Here is a 21,332-nt window from a genome sequence, read left to right on the forward strand (position 1 = left end):
TATGCTTGCTTAATAAAAGTGTTTGTCCTAATTAAAAAATTTCTTATGAAAAGGAGAACATTCTTTGATAAAAGTGCTTGCGATTTCAGGATATAAACCATTTGAATTAGGAATTTTTAAGAAGGACCACCCATCTACTCAATATATTAAAGCTGCTTTTAAGAAGGCATTACTTCCTATGGTAGAACAGGGGTTAGAATGGGTCCTTATAAGCGGACAATTGGGAGCAGAATTGTGGGCAGCAGAAGTTTTGTTTGATTTAAAAACCGATTTTCCTGGGCTCAAACTGGCAGTCATCACCCCATTCCTTGACCAACAAGCATCCTGGAATGAAAATAACAAAGAATGGTACGAATCCGTTCTTGCTAGAGCAGATTTTATTGATTCTGTAACAAAAAAGGGGTATGAAAAGCCATGGCAATTTAGATTAAAAAATCAATTTTTTATTGAAAAGAGCGACGGTCTTCTCCTATTTTTTGATCTAGAAAAAGACGGAAGCCCAAAATACCTGTATGAAATGGCTTTACAATTTCAAAAAAATCATGAGTACCCTGTAGAGTTAATTACGTTTTACGATTTACAAATGATTGTCGATGAAGAACAATTAAAACAAATGGATTTTTAGGGTATGTTTACTACTCTAATTGCATATTTTTAGAATGTTTCATAAATCATTCATTACTCAAAACAAAAAGAAAATTGACAAAAGGACTTATTTTTGAAAAAATAATAGGTAATGATTGGCGAATACTGAGGTGATTTTAATGCTTTCCGATAAAGTAAAGTTAACGGCTAAGGATATTTTAGAAAAAGAGTTTAAGACTGGTGTACGTGGTTATAGACAAGAAGACGTTGATAAATTTTTAGATTTAATTATTAAGGATTATGAAACCTTTCATCAGGAAATCGAGGATTTACAGCAAGAAAATCTTAGACTGCGTAAACAAGTAGAAGATAGTTCGAAAAGACAGCCAGTGGCACAACCTGCTGGAACAACTAACTTCGATATTTTAAAGCGGTTATCTAACTTAGAAAAACATGTTTTTGGCAATAAACTCTACGATTAACAGATTGTACTGTCATTTCCTAATAATAACCATTGAATAAACAGCATGAATTACATATAATAATAAATGTCTTCATTAATGACGTTCGGGTAATCGCTGCAAGGTGCTTTTGCAACTTGTAGAGGAAAGTCCATGCTCGCACGAGCTGCGATGCTCGTAGTGTTCGTGCCTAGCGAAATCATAAGCTAGGGCAGCTGGGTCTAGCATCCAGTTGACGGCCGGGAAAATACCTAAGTCCTTTAGGATATGGTATGAATACCTATAAAAGTGCCACAGTGACGTAGCCTTTCCAGAAATGGAAAGGGTGGAACGGGTAAACCCCACGAGCGAGAAACCCAAATTATGGTAGGGGCGCTTTCTCTAAGGAATTGAACGAGGAGAAGGACAGATTCATTATGAATCTGTAGATAGATGATTACCACCTAAGTACGAGACTAAAAGTCGCTTGCAGTACTATGGTACAGAACATGGCTTACAGAACGTTATTAATGGGAAAGTATGCTGGATATTAACGGCTCTCCTGATAGGGGAGCTTTTTTATTATTTTACTAAGTAAGTTGCATTCGTTAAGAGCTTTTTGTCAATAATGATAGCGAATCATAGGTCAATTCTGTAAATTAAATAATACATACATGTAATAAGTTAAGGGTGAAAACATGGGAAAATATCAATTAATCGCCACTGCTGCGATGGGACTAGAAGCACTAGTTGCAAAAGAGGTTAGGTCGTTAGGGTACGACTGTGAGGTTGAGAATGGAAAGGTCATCTACACGGGAGATGAATCTGCGATTGCCCGCAGTAATTTATGGCTGCGATCAGCAGATAGAATAAAAATTAAAGTTGGGGAATTTAAGGCATTTACATTCGATGAATTATTCGAGAAGACAAAAGCGCTTCCTTGGGAAACATTCCTGCCAGAGGATGCGGAATTTCCTGTGATCGGTAAATCAGTCAAATCAAAGTTATTTAGTGTATCTGACTGCCAGGCAATTGTTAAAAAAGCTGTTGTCGAACGGCTGAAAAATCATTATAAGCGAAGTACCTGGTTTGAAGAAAATGGTGCTCTTTACCGTATTGAAGTTGCTTTGCTAAAGGATGTTGCTACCATTACGATTGATGCTAGCGGTCAGGGTCTTCATAAACGAGGTTACCGTATTGATCAAGGGGAGGCACCTTTAAAGGAGACGCTTGCAGCTGCCCTTGTTATGCTTACAAATTGGAAAGCTGACCGTCCGTTCATGGATCCATTTTGCGGCTCAGGAACGATTCCAATTGAGGCTGCCATGATTGGGCAAAATATAGCACCAGGCTTTAATAGAGAATTTGCTTCTGAAGGCTGGAATTGGATCCCTCAGAAGGTATGGGATGATGCACGGAATGAAGCAGAAGATTTGGCGAGGTATGACCAGCCTTTAGATATTTTAGGTACAGATATTGATCACCGAATGGTAAAAATCGCACAAGAAAACGCTTTTGAGGCTGGTTTTGGGGATCTCATTCAATTTAAGCAAATGCAAGTAAAAGATATTTCTACAACGAAGGAATATGGAGTAATTGTAGGAAATCCTCCTTACGGTGAAAGACTGGGGGAAAAGAAGGCTGTTGAACAAATGTATAAAGAAATGGGTCAAGCATTTAGCAAGCTTGATACATGGTCCATTTATATGCTGACTTCGAATGAGGAATTTGAGCAATTCTACGGAAAACCAGCTACAAAGAAAAGAAAGCTTTTCAATGGTTTTATTAGAACAGATCTTTATCAATACTGGGGAAAGCGTCCACCAAGACAAGAGGAATTGAAGTAATTAGCTATTATTAAATAGTAAAAAGAAGAATAGTTCTTTAGAACTAGGGTGTCTAATAGAGGCGCTCTTCTTTTTTTGGAGGGATATTATGCAAAATCGGATGCCGTTTGAAGTCTCAAAAACAGAATCCTTTTATGACAAATTAAGTGAATGGATCGGCGATTTATTTTATGATATTTTGCCAGAAGCCGGCTTTGAATTAAGGGATGAGCAAATTTTCATGGCTTTTCAACTTGAAAAAGCGTTCAAGGACAAAAAAATAATGTTTGCTGAAGCCGGTGTTGGAACAGGAAAAACGATTGTTTATTTACTTTACTCGATTATGTACGCTCGGTATACCAATAGACCTGCAATCATTGCTTGTGCTGATGAGACGTTAATTGAGCAACTTGTGAAAAAAGAGGGCGACATTGCGAAACTGGAAAAAGTCCTCAAATTAAATATCGATGTTCGGTTGGCAAAATCCAGGGATCAGTATTTATGTTTAAAAAAGCTGGATCAAGTAAGAAATAATGACTTTTCAGATGATATTTCTGAAATCTATGAGAAATTACCTGATTTTGTTCACTCAGGAAGCTCTATGCAAGCGTTCGAGAAATATGGTGACAGAAGGGAGTTTCCGAGTCTTTCTGATGACAAATGGAGTAATGTAAATTGGGATTCACTACAGGATTGTTTTTCCTGTGAGAAACGCCATCGATGTGGCCTGACATTACACAGGGAATATTATCGTCATTCTACAGATTTAATTATCTGTTCGCATGATTTTTATATGGAACATGTTTGGACGAAAGAAGCACGAAAACGGGAAGGGCAGCTCCCGCTATTACCTGAGCACTCATCTGTTGTTTTTGATGAAGGGCACTTACTTGAATATGCCGCACAAAAAGCATTAAGTTATCGCTTTACCGATTACACATTGGAAACACTGTTAACTAGGTTAATGGAAAACGAAGTACGTGAAAAGACACTGTATATGATTGATGAAGCTTTACTAGAAAATGAAGCATTTTTTAACACGATTTCACAATTTTCCTCTCAATCAGTAGGCTCAGAAAAACAAATAATTACTAAACATCCATTAGTAATGAAATCTTGCAGAAAACTGCTCTCGACTCTTCAAGCGTTAGAGGAAGAATTGGTATTTGAAAGTGAATTATATGTTATTAATGAATATGACCTAAGAATTGTAGAAGAGTATTTAGAACAAATTACGTATTCTTTATCGCTATTTCTACAAGAATTAAACGGAATTACTTGGTTTGAAGAGAACAGGGGCGAAAGGACACTTGTCATTATGCCGAAAATGGTCGAAGAAGTGATGAGAGAAGAGGTATTTTCCCAAAAGAAACCGTTTATTTTCTCTTCAGCAACACTGGCTAATCAAAAGTCCTTTGATTATATTGCTAAAAGTCTTGGTGTACAGAACTACCTGTCATTTTCGGTTTCATCTCCATTTGATTATGAAGAAAAAATGGAGATCTATCTTCCAAGATTTTCAACTGGAAATCTTATTGAAAAAACAAATTACCTTGTAAAAATGATCCACAAAACCGAGGGTCGCGCACTTATTCTTTTAAATAATAAAGAAGAACTGACCTACTTAAAAAGTAAATTAGTAGGGGAAGTTCCATATCCAATTTATTTTGAAGGTGATGAAGAAATAAGTACGCTTGTTTCCAGGTTCCAAAATGAAGAGCAGGCTATCCTATGTTCCATTCATCTATGGGAAGGTCTTGATATCCCTGGTAGGTCACTTGAAAACGTGTTTATCTATTCTCTGCCATATCCACCTAATGATCCTGTTTTTACTGCTAAAAGAGAAGGAGTGGCGAATCCATTTGAAGAGGTGGACTTACCTTATATGCTCCTTCGCCTGCGTCAGGGAATTGGACGCTTAATCAGAAGTGAAACCGACGAGGGAATGGTCCATATCCTTTTAGACGAAGACATAAATCCTGAAGTTTTACAAAAAGTTAACGACGCCTTACCTACCGAAGGCAAAGAAAATTAAACTTATAAAGCGGAAGCAGCCAATTAAGGTGCTTCCGCTATTCTTTAAACTCCCTAATAACTTTAGACCTTCAGTTGTCATTTTTTCTGGGGACCATGCTGGTTCCCAAACAAGATTAACTTCTACATTTCTTGTTTCTTCAAGTCCTTGAACACAATATCGGACCGAGGAGGCTCGCCGAAACACCCACGAACCGCTCGTGCCTGGAGCGGAAATCAACAGCCATGTTTAACATAGCCTATTTTTTAAATCCTCGCGCACATCCAGTTCAATAATCCGTTGTTACATTTAAAACACTCCTCTAATTTTAATAGAATAATTCCTGTTGTAGTGCCTCACGGTCGATTAAGTAAAATCCCTCATCGTCCTGTATTACGTATTCTTTCTTTTTCACTTGATTTATTGTGCGGCTTACGGTTTCCCTAGAAGTTCCAATCATATTGGCTAATTCTCGATTCGTAAATTGAGTAGTAAGCCGATATCGATCTCCAACCTTATCACCGTTAGATCCACACAATCTAATTAGTAATAAAATGATCTGTTCATATGTGTTATGAAGAACTTGCGCTTCTAATCTTCCTTGAAGGTCTACAATTTTTTCCCCTAACACTTTAAAAAGTTTAATGCAGAGCTCCGGATAGAAAATTAATATTTCTTCAAACTTATCTATAGGTATTACCACCAAATGAGCATCTTCCATAACTTCCGCATGTGCGGGGAAATTACCTTTTCTGAAGAATCCAGCATGTGGAAACATCTCTCCTGGTTCGAGAACCGATATAATTTGTTCCTTCCCAGCTTGGTCTGTCTTATAGATTTTAATTTTTCCACTATGAATAAAGAAGACTCTATCAAGTGGATCGTCTTGCATGAAAACATACATCTTATGTTTATAAAATCGGGTTTGTGCAATTTTTACGATGGGGTCAAGTTCTTCTGCACATAATTCCTTGAAGATCGGGACCTCGGATAGTCTTTTGATAATATCTGATTGCTTCATTTAACATCACCTTCATATTAGTAATTCAATTTAGCTACATTGTAGCAAGGATTTCACACTAGTTATGTGACCTCAGTCATAGCTAACAATCTTTTTGAAAATAATTCTCGGTTGCGTGATAAATATCACAGGGGTAGGATGAGGCGCTTCACTGTGTGAGATTGCTATCAAAGTTACAATACGAGTGTAAAGAAACATGAGAGGATGAAAGGGTATGGAAATTCAGCGGGGAACACCGGCAAAAAAAGTGGTAAAGGCAAATAAAAATGCCTTGTTGAAATCCACTTTAATTATTACCATTTTACTTAGTTTTACTGTTTTATTAGCTGGAGGCTATTGGATATTTAAGGAACAGGCCCCTAGACCATTAGAGGTTACAAATGAAAAAGGCGAGGTATTATTCACTAAAGACTCCATTATGGGAGGTCAGGCAGTTTTTCAAAAATATGGATTAATGGATTATGGAACTGTTTTAGGACACGGATCATATATGGGTCCAGACTATACGGCTGAAGCTCTAAAAATCTATACAGAAGGTATGCAGGATTTTAAAGCTAATGAAGAATATGGCAACGATTTTTTAAAATTAAATGCAGATGAAAAAGTCATTATTAAAAATAAAGTAATTAAAGAAATGCGCAAAAATAGATATGACAGCAGCAAAGATACAATGGAGCTAACAAATGCTCAAGCCTTTGGACTTGAAAAAGTGAGAGCTTATTATAAGGATATCTTTACAAAGGGTGACGGCTGGGGATTAAAGGCAAATCTTATTAAAGAAAAAGATATGCCTACTAAGGACCGTGCATATGTTGCCAGTGGTGATCAGATTACACAAATTTCAGATTTCTTCTTTTGGACGGCGTGGCTTTCAAGTACCGTTCGTGAAGGGGATAAAATCACCTATACAAATAACTGGCCATACTATGAAGACGCTGGAAATCAATTATCCTTCTCTGCTATTTGGTGGAGCGGTGCAAGTATAACAATCCTTATTTTAATGATCGGTATTATTCTTTATTTCTTCTACCGTTATCAGTTTGGTATGCAAGAGGCTTATAAAGAAGGCAAGTTTCCAAACATTGATTTACGTAAAATGCCAGTGACGAATTCTCAAGTAAAATCAGGGAAGTATTTTACCATCGTATCTGTATTATTCTTTGTTCAGTGTATGTTTGGTGCGTTACTAGCTCACTATTATATTGAACCTGATAGTTTCTTTGGAATTAAGTGGATCCATGACATTCTTCCATTTAATATTTCAAAGGGTTATCACTTACAGCTTGCTATTTTCTGGATTGCAACAGCATGGCTAGGTATGGGGATTTATGTAGCTCCATTAGTCGGCGGTTATGAGCCTAAGAAACAAGGCTTATTGGTAGATATTTTATTCTGGGCTCTAGTTGTCCTTGTGGGTGGCAGTATGATTGGAGAATGGCTTGGAGCAAATGGATACTTAGGAAATCAATGGTTCTTATTCGGTCACACTGGCTGGGAATATATTGAACTCGGTCGCGTGTGGCAGCTTATATTAATTGTTGGTATGTTGATTTGGTTGTTCATTGTATTTAGAGGTGTTAAAGCAGGTCTAAAGCGTGAGACAGATCGGGGTGGACTAATCCACCTATTGTTCTACTCAGCGATAGCTGTACCGGCATTCTATATCTTTGCATTATTTATCAATCCTGGTACTAGTTTCACATTCGCAGATTATTGGCGCTGGTGGATTATTCACTTATGGGTAGAAGGTATTTTTGAAGTTTTTGCAGTTGTTGTCATTGGTTTCTTAATGGTTCAATTAGGTCTTGTAACCAAGAAATCAACAGTAAGACAATTATACTTCCAATTAATTCTGCTATTAGGCAGCGGTGTAATCGGTATTGGTCACCACTATTATTATAATGGTTCTGCAGAAGTATGGTTAGGACTTGGCGCGGTATTCTCAGCCTTAGAAGTTATTCCATTAACCTTGTTAATCCTTGAAGCATACGAGCAATATAAAATGATGCGTGAGGGTGGAGTTAATTTCCCTTATAAAGGTACATTCTGGTTCTTGATCTCTGTCGCAGTTTGGAACTTGGTTGGTGCAGGTGTACTTGGATTCTTAATCAACTTACCAGCAGTAAGCTATTTTGAACACGGACAATTCTTAACACCAACACACGGCCATGCATCCATGATGGGTGTATACGGAATGTTTGCAGTAGCAGTTCTATTATATTCATTAAGAAACATTGTTAAGCCAGAGGCTTGGAATGATAAATTGATTAAAATTAGCTGTATTTTATTAAATATTGGTCTTGCAGGTATGGTATTCCTATCATTGCTACCAGTTGGTTTCATTCAAATTAAAGAAGCCTTCTATCATGGTTATGCAGCAAGCCGCTCTGCATCATTCCTTCAAAAGGATATCGTGCAAACTCTATTAACATGGCGTGCGGTTCCTGACACCATTTTCCTTATTGGTGTATTGATATTAGTATTATTCTGTATTAAAGCTCTCTTTAACTTACGTAAACCAACTCATAAAGAAGAAGAGAAGCTTCCTGTTAAAGATCTTTCAATAGACGAAGATTAATTATGGAATCCGCAAAGTTTAGCTTTGCGGATTTTCTGATTGTTGAGAAAGATTATATCTCTAGGTAATTTTCCATTTTTAGCATCCCTAAAATACTGATATTTCTTAAAAGATTGTCCATGCTAACAGGCCTGTTGATTTCCACTCCGGGCACTCGCTTTCCGCGGGGAGGTCCTGGAGCCTCCTCGGCGCTTTGGCGCCTTTGGTGTCTCGAGTGACCTCTACATCCCGCAGGATTCGAATACCCTCCGCACCAATCAACAGGGGTAAATAAACCTGGAGAATTGCACACACCCTTTTCTAACCTAGCTAAATCTGTTGCAATCTTTTTTATATTTTGGCATGCAGTAGTAAGGAGAGCCTATTCATTTCCATTTTTCAATCACCGTAACCGGCAGTGGCGAAGCACATGTAGCTCTTTCGATTCTGCAAAGCTTCGCTCAATTTTTTCCATTCTAAATTTATAAGGACGATCTTTTTCTAGAATGGAAGAAAAATCAAAATTTTCAATCAAGCGAAGAAGGTGGTCGTCTGGAACACAAATTCATATTCACTATGGCTAAACTCTTTTGCTAAAACATTGATTTCACCACTTATTTTTATTATGTATTAGTTTAATGGAAGGTTATAAGTGGATACACACTGTTGATTGGAGCGGAAGGCGGCGGAGACTCCTGCGGGAGTACGGGGCAGGGGAGACCCCGCAGGAGCGAAGCGACGAGGAGGCTCCCCGGCACGCCCGCGGAAAGCGAAGCCGCCTGGAGCGGAAATCAAAATACTTATTGAATGGCCCAATATATTAATAATATTAAAGTATGTTAATGCGGTAAATTGCTAATGAGTTCATATAAAATAAAAAGGCTATCGAAATTTTCTCGACAGCCTGTGAATCCGCAAAGTTTAGCTTTGCGGATTTTCTTTTTCCGGGAGATTTTTGTAACATTCAAAACAAAGTATCTCATTACTTTCTGTATGGATGCCGTTAAAAAACCCATCTAAACAGTATATTTCCTTGTTGCAGCTCTTGCATGATCCTACTAATTCCTTCAATTTTCTAACCCCCTAACTAAGAAAGAAGTATTAACAAAATCATTTCTTTGGTGTGATAATGTTGCAAACATATGTAAAGGTAATCAATGTGCCACACTATCCACCACGTGAAAAGCATCCAACAATCTTTAACGGATTTGATGAGTTATCATCAGGAGAAACTATGATGATTGTTAATGATCATGATCCGAGACCACTTTTATACTAATTCATGATGGAACGACCTGAGCAATTTTTTTGGGAATACCTTGAAGAGGGTCCTGAAATATGGAAAGTTGCAATCGGTAAAAAGTAAGTTGAGAATTTTTGTATTTGAATTTTCCAGGCTACTTAACTCTTTCTAATCATTTTACGTTTGAATATTTGTTTTCCAGTTTTTTCCCTATGAATATATTTTACAACAGAAAACTCTTTCTGTTTTTTTTTATTATTATTAATCTTAAAAAGCCAACTTTTCAGAATTATATGGTAAAATTTAAACGTTATGAAAGGGGGCAATGCTTTGAGTGCAAAGGATATTCAAATAGAAAATGAATTTTTGGATTATGTAAAAAAAATGACTGCCTATCATGAAGCACTTGGCGTTATTTATTGGGATTTAAGAACGGGAGCTCCCAAACAGGGGGTTGAACAGCGGTCAGAAGTAATTGGGATGCTATCTTCGGAAGTATTTAAAATGTCTACTTCTGAAGAAATGGCTGCATACATAGCAAATTTATCAAAAGCTGAAGTAGATGAAACAACAAAAAAAATTCTTGAAGAGTGCAAAAAAGAGTATGAACGTAATAAAAAAATTCCAGCAGAAGAATATAAAGAGTTTGTGATTATCCAATCCAAAGCAGAGAGTGTTTGGGAGGAAGCGAAAGAGAAAGCTGATTTTGCCATGTTTAGTCCGTATTTAGAAAAGCTGGTTGAGATGACAAGAAGGTTCATAAGTTACTGGGGGCATACGGAAAAGAGATATGATGTCTTGTTAGATATGTATGAACCAGGTATGACGACAGAGGTACTGGATGATGTATTTGGTAAACTCAGAGAGAGGATTGTTCCTTTAGTAAAGAAAATCTCTGAAGCAGATAATAAGCCAAATACAGATTTCTTATTTAAAACTTTTAAAAAGGAAAGTCAACGTGAATTCAGCTTAGAAATCCTGGCAAAGATGGGCTATAACTTTCAGGCTGGACGGCTGGATGAAACTGTTCATCCATTTGCGATTGGGCTGAATCCTGGGGATGTACGTGTCACTACAAAGTATGATGAAAATGACTTTCGGACAGCTATATTTGGTACCATTCATGAGGGTGGCCACGCCTTATACGAACAAAACTTTTCAAAAGAGTTAATCGGCACACCTCTATGTTCTGCTGCATCCATGGGTATTCATGAATCTCAATCCCTATTCTACGAAAATATTGTTGGTAGAAGCCTTCCATTTTGGAAAAATAACTTTGATTGCCTAAAAAAATACGCAAATGGGCAATTTGATCAAGTTGATATTGAAAGTTTTTACAGAGCTATTAATGAATCTAAACCATCCCTTATTAGGATTGAAGCAGACGAATTAACTTATCCTCTACATATCATTATTCGTTATGAAATAGAAAAAGGTCTGTTTGATGGATCCATGCAAGTGAAGGACCTTCCTCGGATTTGGAATGATATGTATGAACAGTACTTGGGAATTGTTCCGAAGAGTGATGCGGAGGGCATTCTCCAGGACGTTCATTGGGCAGGAGGAAGCTTTGGTTATTTCCCTTCTTATGCATTAGGATATATGTATGCAGCGCAATTTAAGCATAAGATGCAGGAGGAAATTCCCCATTTCAATGAATTGGTAGAAGAAGGGGATTTGCTGCCGATTAAAGAGTGGTTAACGAAAAATATTCATCAATATGGAAAATTAAAGAAACCACTTGAAATATTAAGAGATGTTACAGGTGAGGGCTTAAATGCAAATTATTTAATTGAGTATCTCATTGATAAATATCAAAAGGTTTATCAATTTCAGTGAAAAAGCTCCTTCCAATTATTCTCATTTCTTGTAGTGCTGCATTATGGGGGATTATTGCCATATTTGTTAGAAAGCTTACCGATTTAGGTTTTACACCGATGGAGATTGTCACATTAAGGGTAGTTACTGCAGCAGTATTGCTTGGAATCCTAGGTATCAGTAAATATTCGTCCCAGATGAAAATCAAATGGATGGATATTAAATTGTTTATAGGAACCGGAGTTTGCAGCATTGTGTTATTTAATTGGTGCTACTTTTCTGCAATTAATCAGATGAGTTTATCAATTGCTGTCATTCTATTATATACAGCCCCAGTTTTTGTTACAGCTTTATCCTTTCTATTTTTAAAAGAGAAAATGAATTCGATAAAATTACTTTCAGTCTTAGGGACTATTGCTGGGTGTGCAATGGTTGCCGGAGTAAGCTTTCATGCAACAAAATTTAGCTTTATCGGAATTCTAACAGGACTCGGTGCCGGCTTTGGATACGCCTTATATAGTATCTTTGGTAAATTTGCTTTAAAAAAATACCAACCCTTTACAGTCACTTTTTATACGTTTGTCATTGCATCCATCACATTACTGCCGTTAACAAATATTTGGGAAAAGGGTTCCTTACTTGTAAGTAAGGAGGTTCTTCTATACGGTATTGGTTTGGGGCTTTTTCCAACGGTATTGGCTTATTTACTTTATACAAAAGGACTTGAAAAGATAGACACTAGTAAAGCTGCTATTATTGCAACGGTTGAACCTGTAGTAGCTACTCTTTTAAGCGTTTTTCTTTATCGAGAAGGGTTTGGTGTTACACAGGCTATCGGTACTTCCTTAATTCTATTATCTGTATTAATAGTAAATCGGTCAAAAAATCATTCAAAACCAATATATGAAGAAAAGGCTTCAATCCAATGATTGAAGCCTTTTCTCTATTATTTAAACTACCATTTACTCCAAGTTTGGAAACCTTTCGATCCTGGTGGTGCATTTTGAATGATATCAATAAAAGGTATGGTGTAAGCAAAAAGAATTAAAGCAGCAGTAATACCAAGCCATAACTTCCAGTTTTCAAATACCATTGGCGCTTTTTCTTCCGGACGTTCTGCTTCACCAACTGGGAATTCTTCTTCTCCCTTTGGAGCAAAGAATGCTAGATTGATAAAGATAATTAGCACTAAGATAATTCCTAAGAAAAGAATTGAGCCACCAACTGCTTGAGCAATTTGGTAAGGGATCCACTCTGCCGCTTGCTTCGCACCACCATAGGTTGAGAAGGAAGAACGTCGTGGGCCACCAAGCAAACCTTGTGCATGCATGGAAGTTGACATGAAGGCCATTCCAATTGTCCATACCCAGCCTTGAATAATACCTAGTTTATTCATTGCTTTTGTTAATTTACGTCCTGTTAAATGCGGTACTAACCAATATGAGATTCCAAAAAATGTTAACGCAACAGATGTTGCTACCGTTAAGTGGAAATGTCCTGTTACCCATATAGTATTATGAACTACCTGGTCCATCTGGTTTGAAGCGTTAATAATACCACCAGCACCAGCTGGGATAAAGACGGCCATACCGATAAATGGAACGATAAAACGAGCATCACCCCATGGTAGAACTCTGAACCAACCAAAAAGACCAGTTGCACCTTTTGAACGGCCATATCTCTCAAAGGTTGCAAATAAAGAGAAGGCTGTCATTAATGAAGGAATAATAACCATGAAAGTCAAGATAACCTGTAAAAATTTCCATGCTGGATCAATTCCAGGTTCGGTTAATTGGTGGTGAAACCCTACCGGTATAGAGAAAAGCAAGAACAAAATAAAGGATAAACGAGCTAAGGAATCGGAGAAAATTTTTCCACCGATAATTTTTGGGATAATGGCATACCAACACATATAAGCTGGTAATAACCAAAAATAAACTAATGGGTGACCAAAATACCAGAACAATGTACGGCTGACTAAAACATCAACAGTATCCACTAAGCCAAGTGACCAAGGCAGTAATTGGAATAAAACGGTTGCAGCAACACCTAATGTAGCAACGATCCAAAGAACAGTATTCACTACAGCCATAAAGCTTAATAAAGGACTTGGTTGTCCTGGATTATTCTTACGCCATTTTGCATAAGTCAGAATCTGAGCAGAACCATCAATCCAGCTTCCGACAACTACAAAGGTTAAGCCCAAATAAAAAATCCAGTGTGCTTTTAGTGGAGCATAGAACGTATAAAGAACAGATGCTTCTTTAAGCAAAACCATTGTTGCAGCCATTAATGTACCTATCAACATGACCCAAAAACCAATCCAGCCGGTACGTCTTGCTCCTGGGGAATGTCCTCCAGTTGTTCTGCTTACTGCAGCGTATTGAAATCCCATAATAAAGAAAGTGGTTAAAACAAGTCCCATCAAAACTCCGTGGACAGTTAAAACTTGATAATAATCGATTCCCCACGGAAGCTCCCATTTACCAGAACGAACGAGGGTTTGGAGAAGTCCCATCAAACCACCAAGAGCAAGAGCGGAGAAGGCGACAAAAAAGTGTGCCATCGATAGCTTTGCATCACGTGGGTCAACTTTTACTATTACAGCTGTATTGTTAACCATTATTTTACCACCTCAATCTTTGAACTCATTAGATGGTGTCCAGCACCACAATATTCATTACAAACAATTAGATATTCGCCAGCCTTGTCAAAGGTTGTCGTATATTCACTGACATAACCAGGTTCAAGCATCATATTAATATTAGTTCCAGCTACTTCGAATCCATGAACAACGTCTGTTGTTGTTGCAATGACCCTTACTTTCGCACCTAGTGGCACTTCTACTTGCACAGGATTATATGAGAAGGCTGAAGCCACATACACTAATTCATAGTTCCATTCTTTCCCTTCAACTTTGTGAAGGCCTGGCTCAGTAAATGGTTTTGTTTGATTGACCTTCTCAGGATTAATAGTAGTTAAACAACTAGGTGGTTTGTTACCTAGATAAAAAGCACTAACGCCAATTGTGACCAAAAATACTACAAGGGCACCTATTCCAAATGCAAGCCATATTTTTTCAAATTTATGCATATGCATAACCTTTTCCCCCTTCAATCATTAAAAACGTTCTACAAATAGGTAATAGACACCTACCCAGGTGACCACAATGAAAAATCCTAAAAAGAAAACGGAAGCTAATGTTCCTTTGAGAGAAGAGCTGTCTTCGATCTCAGTTTTTTGTTTTGTTTTTAATTCCGCTTTTGCCATCCCCTTGCACTCCCTTCAAGAAAAGTAAAGATTAAATAATAAGTTCTCTTTCATAATACAAAACAATTGTGAAAGTAAACTATATAGTTTTGGAAGTTCACAAATTGTTCATTCCTTAGGTAACTACTATGTTAATGTTAAAAACTTGATATAACAGTGATTTATGTCACATTAACCAAGGGGTAAATGTGACATAAATGTGAACCATCACACTTTACCTGTGATAAAAGTAATTGAATAATATTTCACAAGCATAAAGTCCAGTTTTTGAAACCAAGTCACATTCCTGAAATAGCAAAAATAAGATAAATCATAATGAATAAGTTTAAGGCTGTGTTAAAGAACATTGTTGATTTTTATACCCTGTTGATTGGAGCGGAAGGCACGAAGACTCCTGTGGGAGTATGGTTCAGGGGAGACCCCGCAGGCGCAAGCGCCGAGGAGGCTCGCCGAAACACCCACGGAAAGCGAAGTGCCTGGAGCGGAAATCAACAGGCAAATTTAACAGAGCATAGTTAAAATTAGGAAGTGAGGGTTTTCTTTGGAAAAATATTATTGTGAACAATGTCGATTATTATATAACGCAGAACAATTTTGTGAAGTTTGCGGATTATTGGCAAATAAAAAAATAAAGATTGAAGTTCAAGCTCAACCAGAAAAACAATAAGCCACTAAAATTGGTAAAGATTATGTAATGAAGGAAAATTAAAATCGCGATATAATTTAAGAGCACAACAACAACCTTCAAAACGTTTGCTTCCCTGTCGTAGGGAGGCTTTTTTTTTGCCCAAGTAGTGACATAAACATTCGAATAATTCTCATGACTACTGGAAAAAATACCCGTACATAGAATGAAGGAGAATGTATGATGCCCACTATTCTTTCTGTTTCAGAAGTTATTCCTGCACATGAAATTAATCAAAATAAAGCAGTTGAGTTTGCGAGGGATCTTTTTGCTAACTCATTTAAGGATATTGAAAGACTCTTAAAAGCCTTTCAAAATGGACAAATCGAAAAAAGGCATTTTGTGAAAGGGCTAGAGTGGTTTAAAGGTAACCATACTTTTGAGGAGAAAAATAATGCTTACATAGATGCTGCTGTTACACTTGGTAGTGAGGCGATTACCAAATGCTTAAATAATACTCATTTTCTTGGAAAAACACTGCCTTATGAAGAAATTGACGCGATTTTTTTTATTTCAACTACAGGTGTGGCAACCCCAAGTATTGATGCGAGAATCATGAATCAACTGCCCTTTAGTCCACACACGAAGCGTGTACCTATTTGGGGACTAGGATGCGCAGGGGGGGCTGCGGGATTATCAAGAGCTTTTGAGTATTGCTTAGCATTTCCTGAAGCGAATGTTCTTGTCCTATCAATTGAACTTTGCAGTTTAACCTTTCAACGTAATGATCTGTCAAAGAGTAATTTAATAGGGGTCTCACTATTTGCAGATGGGGTTGCCTGTGCATTGATTTGTGGCGACTCTTCGAATACAAAGAATTATAGAAAAAAAGCGGCATATCCATCGATTATCGGGACACAATCAACACTTATGCCAAACTCATTGGACGTAATGGGTTGGGAGATTAAAAATTCAGGCTTGTACGTTGTATTCTCCAGAGATATACCTCGAATTATTGAAGAATGGTTAAAGCCCAATGTGAAGGAATTTCTAGATCAATATCATATGAACCTAAGTGAGATAGACTATTTTATTGCCCACCCTGGAGGTAAAAAAGTGTTAGATGCCTATGTTAAATCATTAGATATTCCTACTACCATGACAGATGTATCCTTTGAGGTCTTAAAGCAATTCGGAAATATGTCTTCGGTTACAATCCTTTATGTACTGAAACGCATCATGGAGAAGGATATTCCAAAGGATACTATCGGGCTTGGAACAGCTCTAGGTCCAGGGTTTAGTTCCGAACTGCTACTAATGAGGTGGGTGTAAATGAATAATTTTCTTCCATTCCTTGTTTTATTTGTAGTCATCATTACTCAAAGAGTAACGGAGCTTATTATTGCTAAAAGTAATGAAAAATGGATGAAGAAAAATGGAGCCATTGAGTTTGGAGTAAAGCATTATAGAGTTATAGTTGGCATGCATATTCTGTTTTTTGTTGCATTTTTCGGCGAAAAGGTCTGGCTGAATCGCGGTTTATCCTCAATATGGCCTTTATTGCTAATTGTTTTTATAGTTACTCAGTTAGTCAGATTATGGGCAATCACTTCGCTTGGAAGGTATTGGAATACGAAAATTCTTATCTTAGCCAATGCAAAGGTTATAAAGAAAGGACCCTATCGTTTTATAAGACATCCAAATTATTTTGTCGTAGCTATCGAGCTACTGGTTGTTCCATTGTTATTTTCTTCCTATTTAACGGCTATCTTGTTCACTATCTTTAATGCGATAATTTTGTCGCGTCGAATTCAGGAGGAAGAGAAGGCTCTTCAGGATTTAACTGAATATGTTGATGCCTTTCAAAATTGTAATCGTTTTCTCCCTAAGATTGTTAAATAATTGTGACAGTTGGAAAACGTTATTGAAAACGATTATCAGCTATGTTAAACTTATCTCAACGATGAAAATCATTCTCAATCAGAGCTCGATAAGGAAGGTGTTACATATGGCTTTTGCTTTTGTTGGAGGAACCGTAGTCATTTATGCATTTGTCATGAAGCACGTCTTACGAAATGTAACTCATTAAATGATATCAGTTAGAATACTTTCAAAAGCCATGGAGAAATCCTTGGCTTTTTTCTTTACGTTCAATAAGTGAAAAAACAAAATTTATTCTATAAAAGTTGTGTCAAGATAGGAAATGTTTGAATTATCGTATAAAATAAAAACATTACTAAGTTGCTAAGGGGAAAATGTAATGGTTAAAACCGCAAGTCAAATTGAAACTATTGAAACACTTAAAAATAAGATTGCTTCTTTATATAATTTTTTAACTGATGAGAATGATGAAGCACACGCTGAAAAAACGAAACAACTTGCAAAAAAATTAATGAATAAGGAGTTCCTCCTTGCCTTTTGCGGGCATTTTTCAGCGGGAAAATCAACAATGATCAATCGGGTGGTAGGTGAGAATTTATTACCCTCAAGTCCGATCCCGACTAGTGCAAACCTTGTTAGAGTAAAAGCAGGAGAGGAATATGCCAAAGTATATTTCAAACATGAAAAACCAAGGTTATATCTAGCACCCTATGATTATGGGTTAGTCAAAAATTATTGTAAGGATGGAGACAAAATTGAATCCATTGAAATCAGTCATAGGGATTCTCATTTACCAGAAAATACGGTAATTATGGATACACCTGGAATTGACTCTGCAGATGATGCTCATCGTATTGCAACTGAGTCAGCTCTGCATCTTGCAGACCTTATTTTTTATGTAATGGATTACAATCATGTCCAAGCAGAATTAAATTTCTTGTTTACAAAGGAATTAACGCAAGCAGGTAAAGAGGTTTATTTAGTCATTAATCAGATCGATAAACACAAAAATGACGAATTAAGTTTTACCGACTTTCAAAAAAGTGTGGTTGACTCTTTCGCTTCTTGGGGTGTAAGACCTGCAAGAATTTTTTACACATCATTAAAAGATGAAAATCATCCTTTCAATGATTTCTCAGAACTTCAACAGTTCATTCAATCTAAGTTGAATGATAAGGAACATTTATTAATCCCATCAGTGTTTAATTCTTTACGAAAAATTGCCCAGGATCATATCGATCAATCACATAAGAAAACAGATGAAGAGCTCATTCCTATCCTAAAAATATTAAATGAATTATCGGAGAAGGAAAGACAAGATTTAGAAGCATCCCATCAGAGAGTCTCTCGCGACCTCCAAAAGATAAGTGAAGGAACGGAAATTAAAGAAAAAAACTTTGATAATGAAATTTCACAAATCCTGAAAAATGCAATCATCATGCCATATCAGACAAGAGCATTAGCGGAAAGTTATTTAGAATCCTGTCAACCAGAATTTAAAGTGGGGTTCTTGTTTTCCAAACAAAAGACAAATGAAGAGAAAAATAAGAGATTAGAGAGTTTCTATCAAGATTTACTAGATAAAATAAAGTCACAGCTTGAATGGCATATTCGAGAATTTTTAATGCGAAGTATAAAGGAGTCTGAAATTGAAGATATCGAGCTGCAAGGTTTAGCTCAATCCTTCTCCATCCCTATTCCTATGCAAATATTAGAAGAGACCGTTAAGTCTGGAGCACGTGTATCAGGGGAATATGTTCTTCGTTATACTGAGGATGTTGCCAATGAAATAAAAAGAACCGCAAGAAATCAACTTACTGAATTTAAAAGTATGTTTGTAGAATGTATAACTATTCAAACATCCAAATTACAACAACAGTATGAAGAGGAATTTACAAAAATTAAGAGATATGTAAATGCGCTAACAGAATTGAAAAAGGCAGAACAAACCATCTTTATAAAAGATAAAAAGATTGATGAATTGTTTTCAAATCAAGAGATTCTTCAGGAGGATCGCAACCATCTTTTTAGTCAGCATGATGAAGAATATGATGTGATTAAAACTCAAGAAGGCTCTCAAGTTAGTACGAACCAAGATAAAAATTCTAAAAACATAGTGAATACAAAGATTGTTTCCATGGATGAAAGGGAGATTTTTGAGCAGTCAGATAATCATTTAAAGCAAACCGTTGAACGACTAAATCTTTCATCAAATCTGATAAAAGATTTAACCGGTTTCCAAAAACTTTCTAAAGAATTGGAAGAAAAGGCAAATCGATTGGAAAATAAAGGGTTCACTGTTGCTTTATTCGGGGCGTTTAGTGCGGGGAAGTCCTCATTTGCAAATGCTTTAATGGGGGAGAAGGTTTTACCAGTATCTCCAAACCCTACGACTGCGGCTATCAATAAAATTAAGCCTGTTACTGCTGAAAGGAAGCATGGAACGGTCCTTGTGAAGTTTAAAGATCTTGAGTCAATGCTTGAAGATGTAAATCGCTCCTTAAAGGTCTTTGATTTGCATATTGATGATTTAAACTATGCAGTGAAAATGATTGACCAGATTTTGCTTGAGAAAGGCCAAGAAGGTGTACTCGAAAAAACACATTTTGCCTTTTTACAGGCATTCAAAAAAGGGTTTGCTTCTCTAGTACCTATGCTTGGAACAACCAAGGAAACGGAAATAACTGAGTTTAATGAGTTTGTGGCAAGAGAGGAAAAATCCTGTTATGTAGAGTGGATTGAACTTTATTATGATTGTGAGCTAACAAGAAAAGGTATTACGCTTGTTGATACCCCTGGAGCAGACAGTATTAATGCACGACACACAGGGGTTGCATTTGATTATATAAAGAATTCAGATGCTATCTTATTTGTCACATATTATAATCATGCTTTTTCGAAAGCAGACCGAGAATTTTTAATTCAGCTGGGACGTGTAAAGGAATCCTTCCAGATGGATAAAATGTTCTTTATCATTAATGCAATTGATCTTGCTGAAAACGATGAAGAGAAAGAACTTGTGGCTGACTATGTGACGGACCAATTAATTAAATATGGAATTCGGAATCCACATTTGTATTCGTTATCAAGCTTGCTTGCATTAAACGAAAAACAAAATAAAACTCAAAGCCAGCAATCAGGAATGAACCATTTTGAGCAGTCATTTTATCAGTTTATTTCTAATGACTTAACGGAAATGGCTATATCTTCTGCCGATAAGGAACTGGGACGTTTAGTTGAATTAGTAAATAAGTTAATTCAAAGTTCACAGGAAGACAAAACAGTTAAGGAGCAGAAGCGAAAAGAGTTTGAATTAGAAAAGGCTAAAATAAAGGAGTTATTAGAAAACCAATCAAGGGAAAGCCTGCAAAATCGTTTATTACAGGAAGCGGAAGAATTAATTTACTACATTAAGCAAAGGGTGTTTCTACGGTTTGGAGACTTTTTTAAAGAGGCATTCAATCCGTCAACACTTAGGGACGACGGACGCAATTTGAAAAAAGCACTGCAAGCTGCACTTGATGAATTTCTAGAAAGTATTGGGTTTGATTTTGCACAGGAGATGAGGGCAACTACGGTAAGATTGGATCGGTTTATTGAAAAGATTCTTACAGACTATCATGGTCAACTAATTCGAAACCTTCTTGAAGTAAATCGGGATTTATCTTTTTCAGCCTTTGAAAAATCCAAGTATGAAAAGATTGATTTCTCATTAGCATTTAAGGATATAGATCAACAGCAATTTACTAAAGCATTGGGTCATTTTAAAAATCCAAAATCCTTTTTTGAAAAGAACGATAAGCAATACATGGTGGAAGAACTGAATCGAGTTCTAAGTGTTTTTGCTGACGATTACTTAAAGCAGTCAGGAGATCGTTTGAAAAGTCATTATGAATTTGAATTAGTAAAGGAAACAGATTGTTTGCTATCCAATTTACAGGAACAAGCTGATGATTTTTACTTAAGTCTTCTCTCTGCATTGGATGGAGGCGTTTCGCTTCAAAGGTTAATGGAGATTCAGCAAAAGCTACCAAAATAGATTGGTTTTGAGA

The 21,332-nt window shown here is 36.7% G+C and carries 15 protein-coding genes, 1 other RNA gene and 1 pseudogene; 13 read left to right on the plus strand and 4 right to left on the minus strand.

The genetic code is table 11. The annotated features are described in order from the left end of the window. Positions 1–67 precede the first annotated feature (67 nt). The 5 genes from AA0X95_RS12320 to AA0X95_RS12340 all read left to right on the plus strand — a co-directional run bounded on the left by AA0X95_RS12320 (position 68) and on the right by AA0X95_RS12340 (position 4,886). Entirely contained in the window at positions 68–625 is a 558-nt protein-coding gene (locus AA0X95_RS12320; protein WP_413309994.1) for a DUF1273 domain-containing protein, read from the plus strand. A 139-nt stretch (positions 626–764) separates the two neighbouring features. Next, positions 765–1,067 (plus strand): cell division regulator GpsB, encoded by a 303-nt coding sequence (gpsB, locus tag AA0X95_RS12325; protein WP_413309245.1) that lies wholly within the window; start codon positions 765–767, stop codon positions 1,065–1,067. An 81-nt stretch (positions 1,068–1,148) separates the two neighbouring features. After that, positions 1,149–1,547: RNase P RNA component class B (gene rnpB / locus AA0X95_RS12330), an RNA gene on the plus strand. A gap of 176 nt (positions 1,548–1,723) precedes the next feature. Then, positions 1,724–2,872 carry a THUMP domain-containing class I SAM-dependent RNA methyltransferase gene (locus AA0X95_RS12335; RefSeq protein ID WP_413309246.1) on the plus strand — a complete coding sequence of 383 codons (1,149 nt, stop codon included), beginning with the start codon at positions 1,724–1,726 and terminating at the stop codon, positions 2,870–2,872. Between the two features lie 88 nt (positions 2,873–2,960). Then, positions 2,961–4,886 carry an ATP-dependent DNA helicase gene (locus AA0X95_RS12340; RefSeq protein ID WP_413309247.1) on the plus strand — a complete coding sequence of 642 codons (1,926 nt, stop codon included), beginning with the start codon at positions 2,961–2,963 and terminating at the stop codon, positions 4,884–4,886. A gap of 307 nt (positions 4,887–5,193) precedes the next feature. On the opposite strand, the gene AA0X95_RS12345 is transcribed toward AA0X95_RS12340, so the two are convergent. Continuing rightward, entirely contained in the window at positions 5,194–5,886 is a 693-nt protein-coding gene (locus tag AA0X95_RS12345) for a Crp/Fnr family transcriptional regulator (protein WP_413309249.1), read from the minus strand. A gap of 214 nt (positions 5,887–6,100) precedes the next feature. Between AA0X95_RS12345 and AA0X95_RS12350 the strand changes: the two genes are divergently transcribed. The 4 genes and pseudogenes from AA0X95_RS12350 to AA0X95_RS12365 all read left to right on the plus strand — a co-directional run bounded on the left by AA0X95_RS12350 (position 6,101) and on the right by AA0X95_RS12365 (position 12,433). Further along, positions 6,101–8,464 carry a nitric-oxide reductase large subunit gene (locus AA0X95_RS12350; RefSeq protein ID WP_413309251.1) on the plus strand — a complete coding sequence of 788 codons (2,364 nt, stop codon included), beginning with the start codon at positions 6,101–6,103 and terminating at the stop codon, positions 8,462–8,464. 1,108 nt (positions 8,465–9,572) lie between these two features. After that, positions 9,573–9,809 (plus strand): annotated as a pseudogene (locus tag AA0X95_RS12355) (DUF2249 domain-containing protein). Positions 9,810–10,016: 207 nt separating this feature from the next. Beyond that, a complete protein-coding gene (locus tag AA0X95_RS12360) occupies positions 10,017–11,525 on the plus strand; it encodes a carboxypeptidase M32 (protein WP_413309252.1) in 1,509 nt (502 codons plus the stop codon). Then, positions 11,522–12,433, plus strand: a complete 912-nt coding sequence (locus AA0X95_RS12365) for a DMT family transporter (RefSeq protein WP_413309253.1) — start codon at positions 11,522–11,524, stop codon at positions 12,431–12,433. The genes AA0X95_RS12360 and AA0X95_RS12365 overlap by 4 nt, the downstream gene beginning before the upstream one ends. 26 nt (positions 12,434–12,459) lie before the next feature. On the opposite strand, the gene AA0X95_RS12370 is transcribed toward AA0X95_RS12365, so the two are convergent. The 3 genes from AA0X95_RS12370 to AA0X95_RS12380 are packed head-to-tail and all read right to left on the minus strand — an operon-like array spanning position 12,460 to position 14,774. Beyond that, complete coding sequence (locus AA0X95_RS12370) at positions 12,460–14,127, minus strand: b(o/a)3-type cytochrome-c oxidase subunit 1 (RefSeq protein WP_413309254.1); 1,668 nt, start codon at positions 14,125–14,127, stop codon at positions 12,460–12,462. Then, positions 14,127–14,603 carry a cytochrome c oxidase subunit II gene (locus AA0X95_RS12375; protein WP_413309256.1) on the minus strand — a complete coding sequence of 159 codons (477 nt, stop codon included), beginning with the start codon at positions 14,601–14,603 and terminating at the stop codon, positions 14,127–14,129. Before AA0X95_RS12375 ends, AA0X95_RS12370 begins: the two co-directional genes overlap by 1 nt. A 21-nt stretch (positions 14,604–14,624) precedes the next feature. After that, positions 14,625–14,774: a cytochrome c oxidase subunit 2A gene (locus AA0X95_RS12380; RefSeq protein WP_413309257.1), complete on the minus strand. Its 150-nt coding sequence runs from the start codon at positions 14,772–14,774 to the stop codon at positions 14,625–14,627. A gap of 868 nt (positions 14,775–15,642) precedes the next feature. Between AA0X95_RS12380 and AA0X95_RS12385 the strand changes: the two genes are divergently transcribed. From AA0X95_RS12385 to AA0X95_RS12400, 4 genes are all read left to right on the plus strand, one after another. Then, a complete protein-coding gene (locus AA0X95_RS12385) occupies positions 15,643–16,731 on the plus strand; it encodes a type III polyketide synthase (RefSeq protein ID WP_413309996.1) in 1,089 nt (362 codons plus the stop codon). After that, positions 16,732–17,301, plus strand: a complete 570-nt coding sequence (locus AA0X95_RS12390) for an isoprenylcysteine carboxyl methyltransferase family protein (RefSeq protein ID WP_413309258.1) — start codon at positions 16,732–16,734, stop codon at positions 17,299–17,301. A 22-nt stretch (positions 17,302–17,323) separates the two neighbouring features. Next, positions 17,324–17,488: a hypothetical protein gene (locus AA0X95_RS12395; RefSeq protein WP_413309259.1), complete on the plus strand. Its 165-nt coding sequence runs from the start codon at positions 17,324–17,326 to the stop codon at positions 17,486–17,488. Positions 17,489–17,659: 171 nt separating this feature from the next. Next, positions 17,660–21,319, plus strand: a complete 3,660-nt coding sequence (locus tag AA0X95_RS12400; protein ID WP_413309260.1) for a dynamin family protein — start codon at positions 17,660–17,662, stop codon at positions 21,317–21,319. Positions 21,320–21,332 lie beyond the last annotated feature (13 nt).

Origin of the sequence: Neobacillus phoenicis, assembly GCF_047302305.1 — a bacterium.
Lineage (GTDB): Bacteria > Bacillota > Bacilli > Bacillales > Cytobacillaceae > Neobacillus.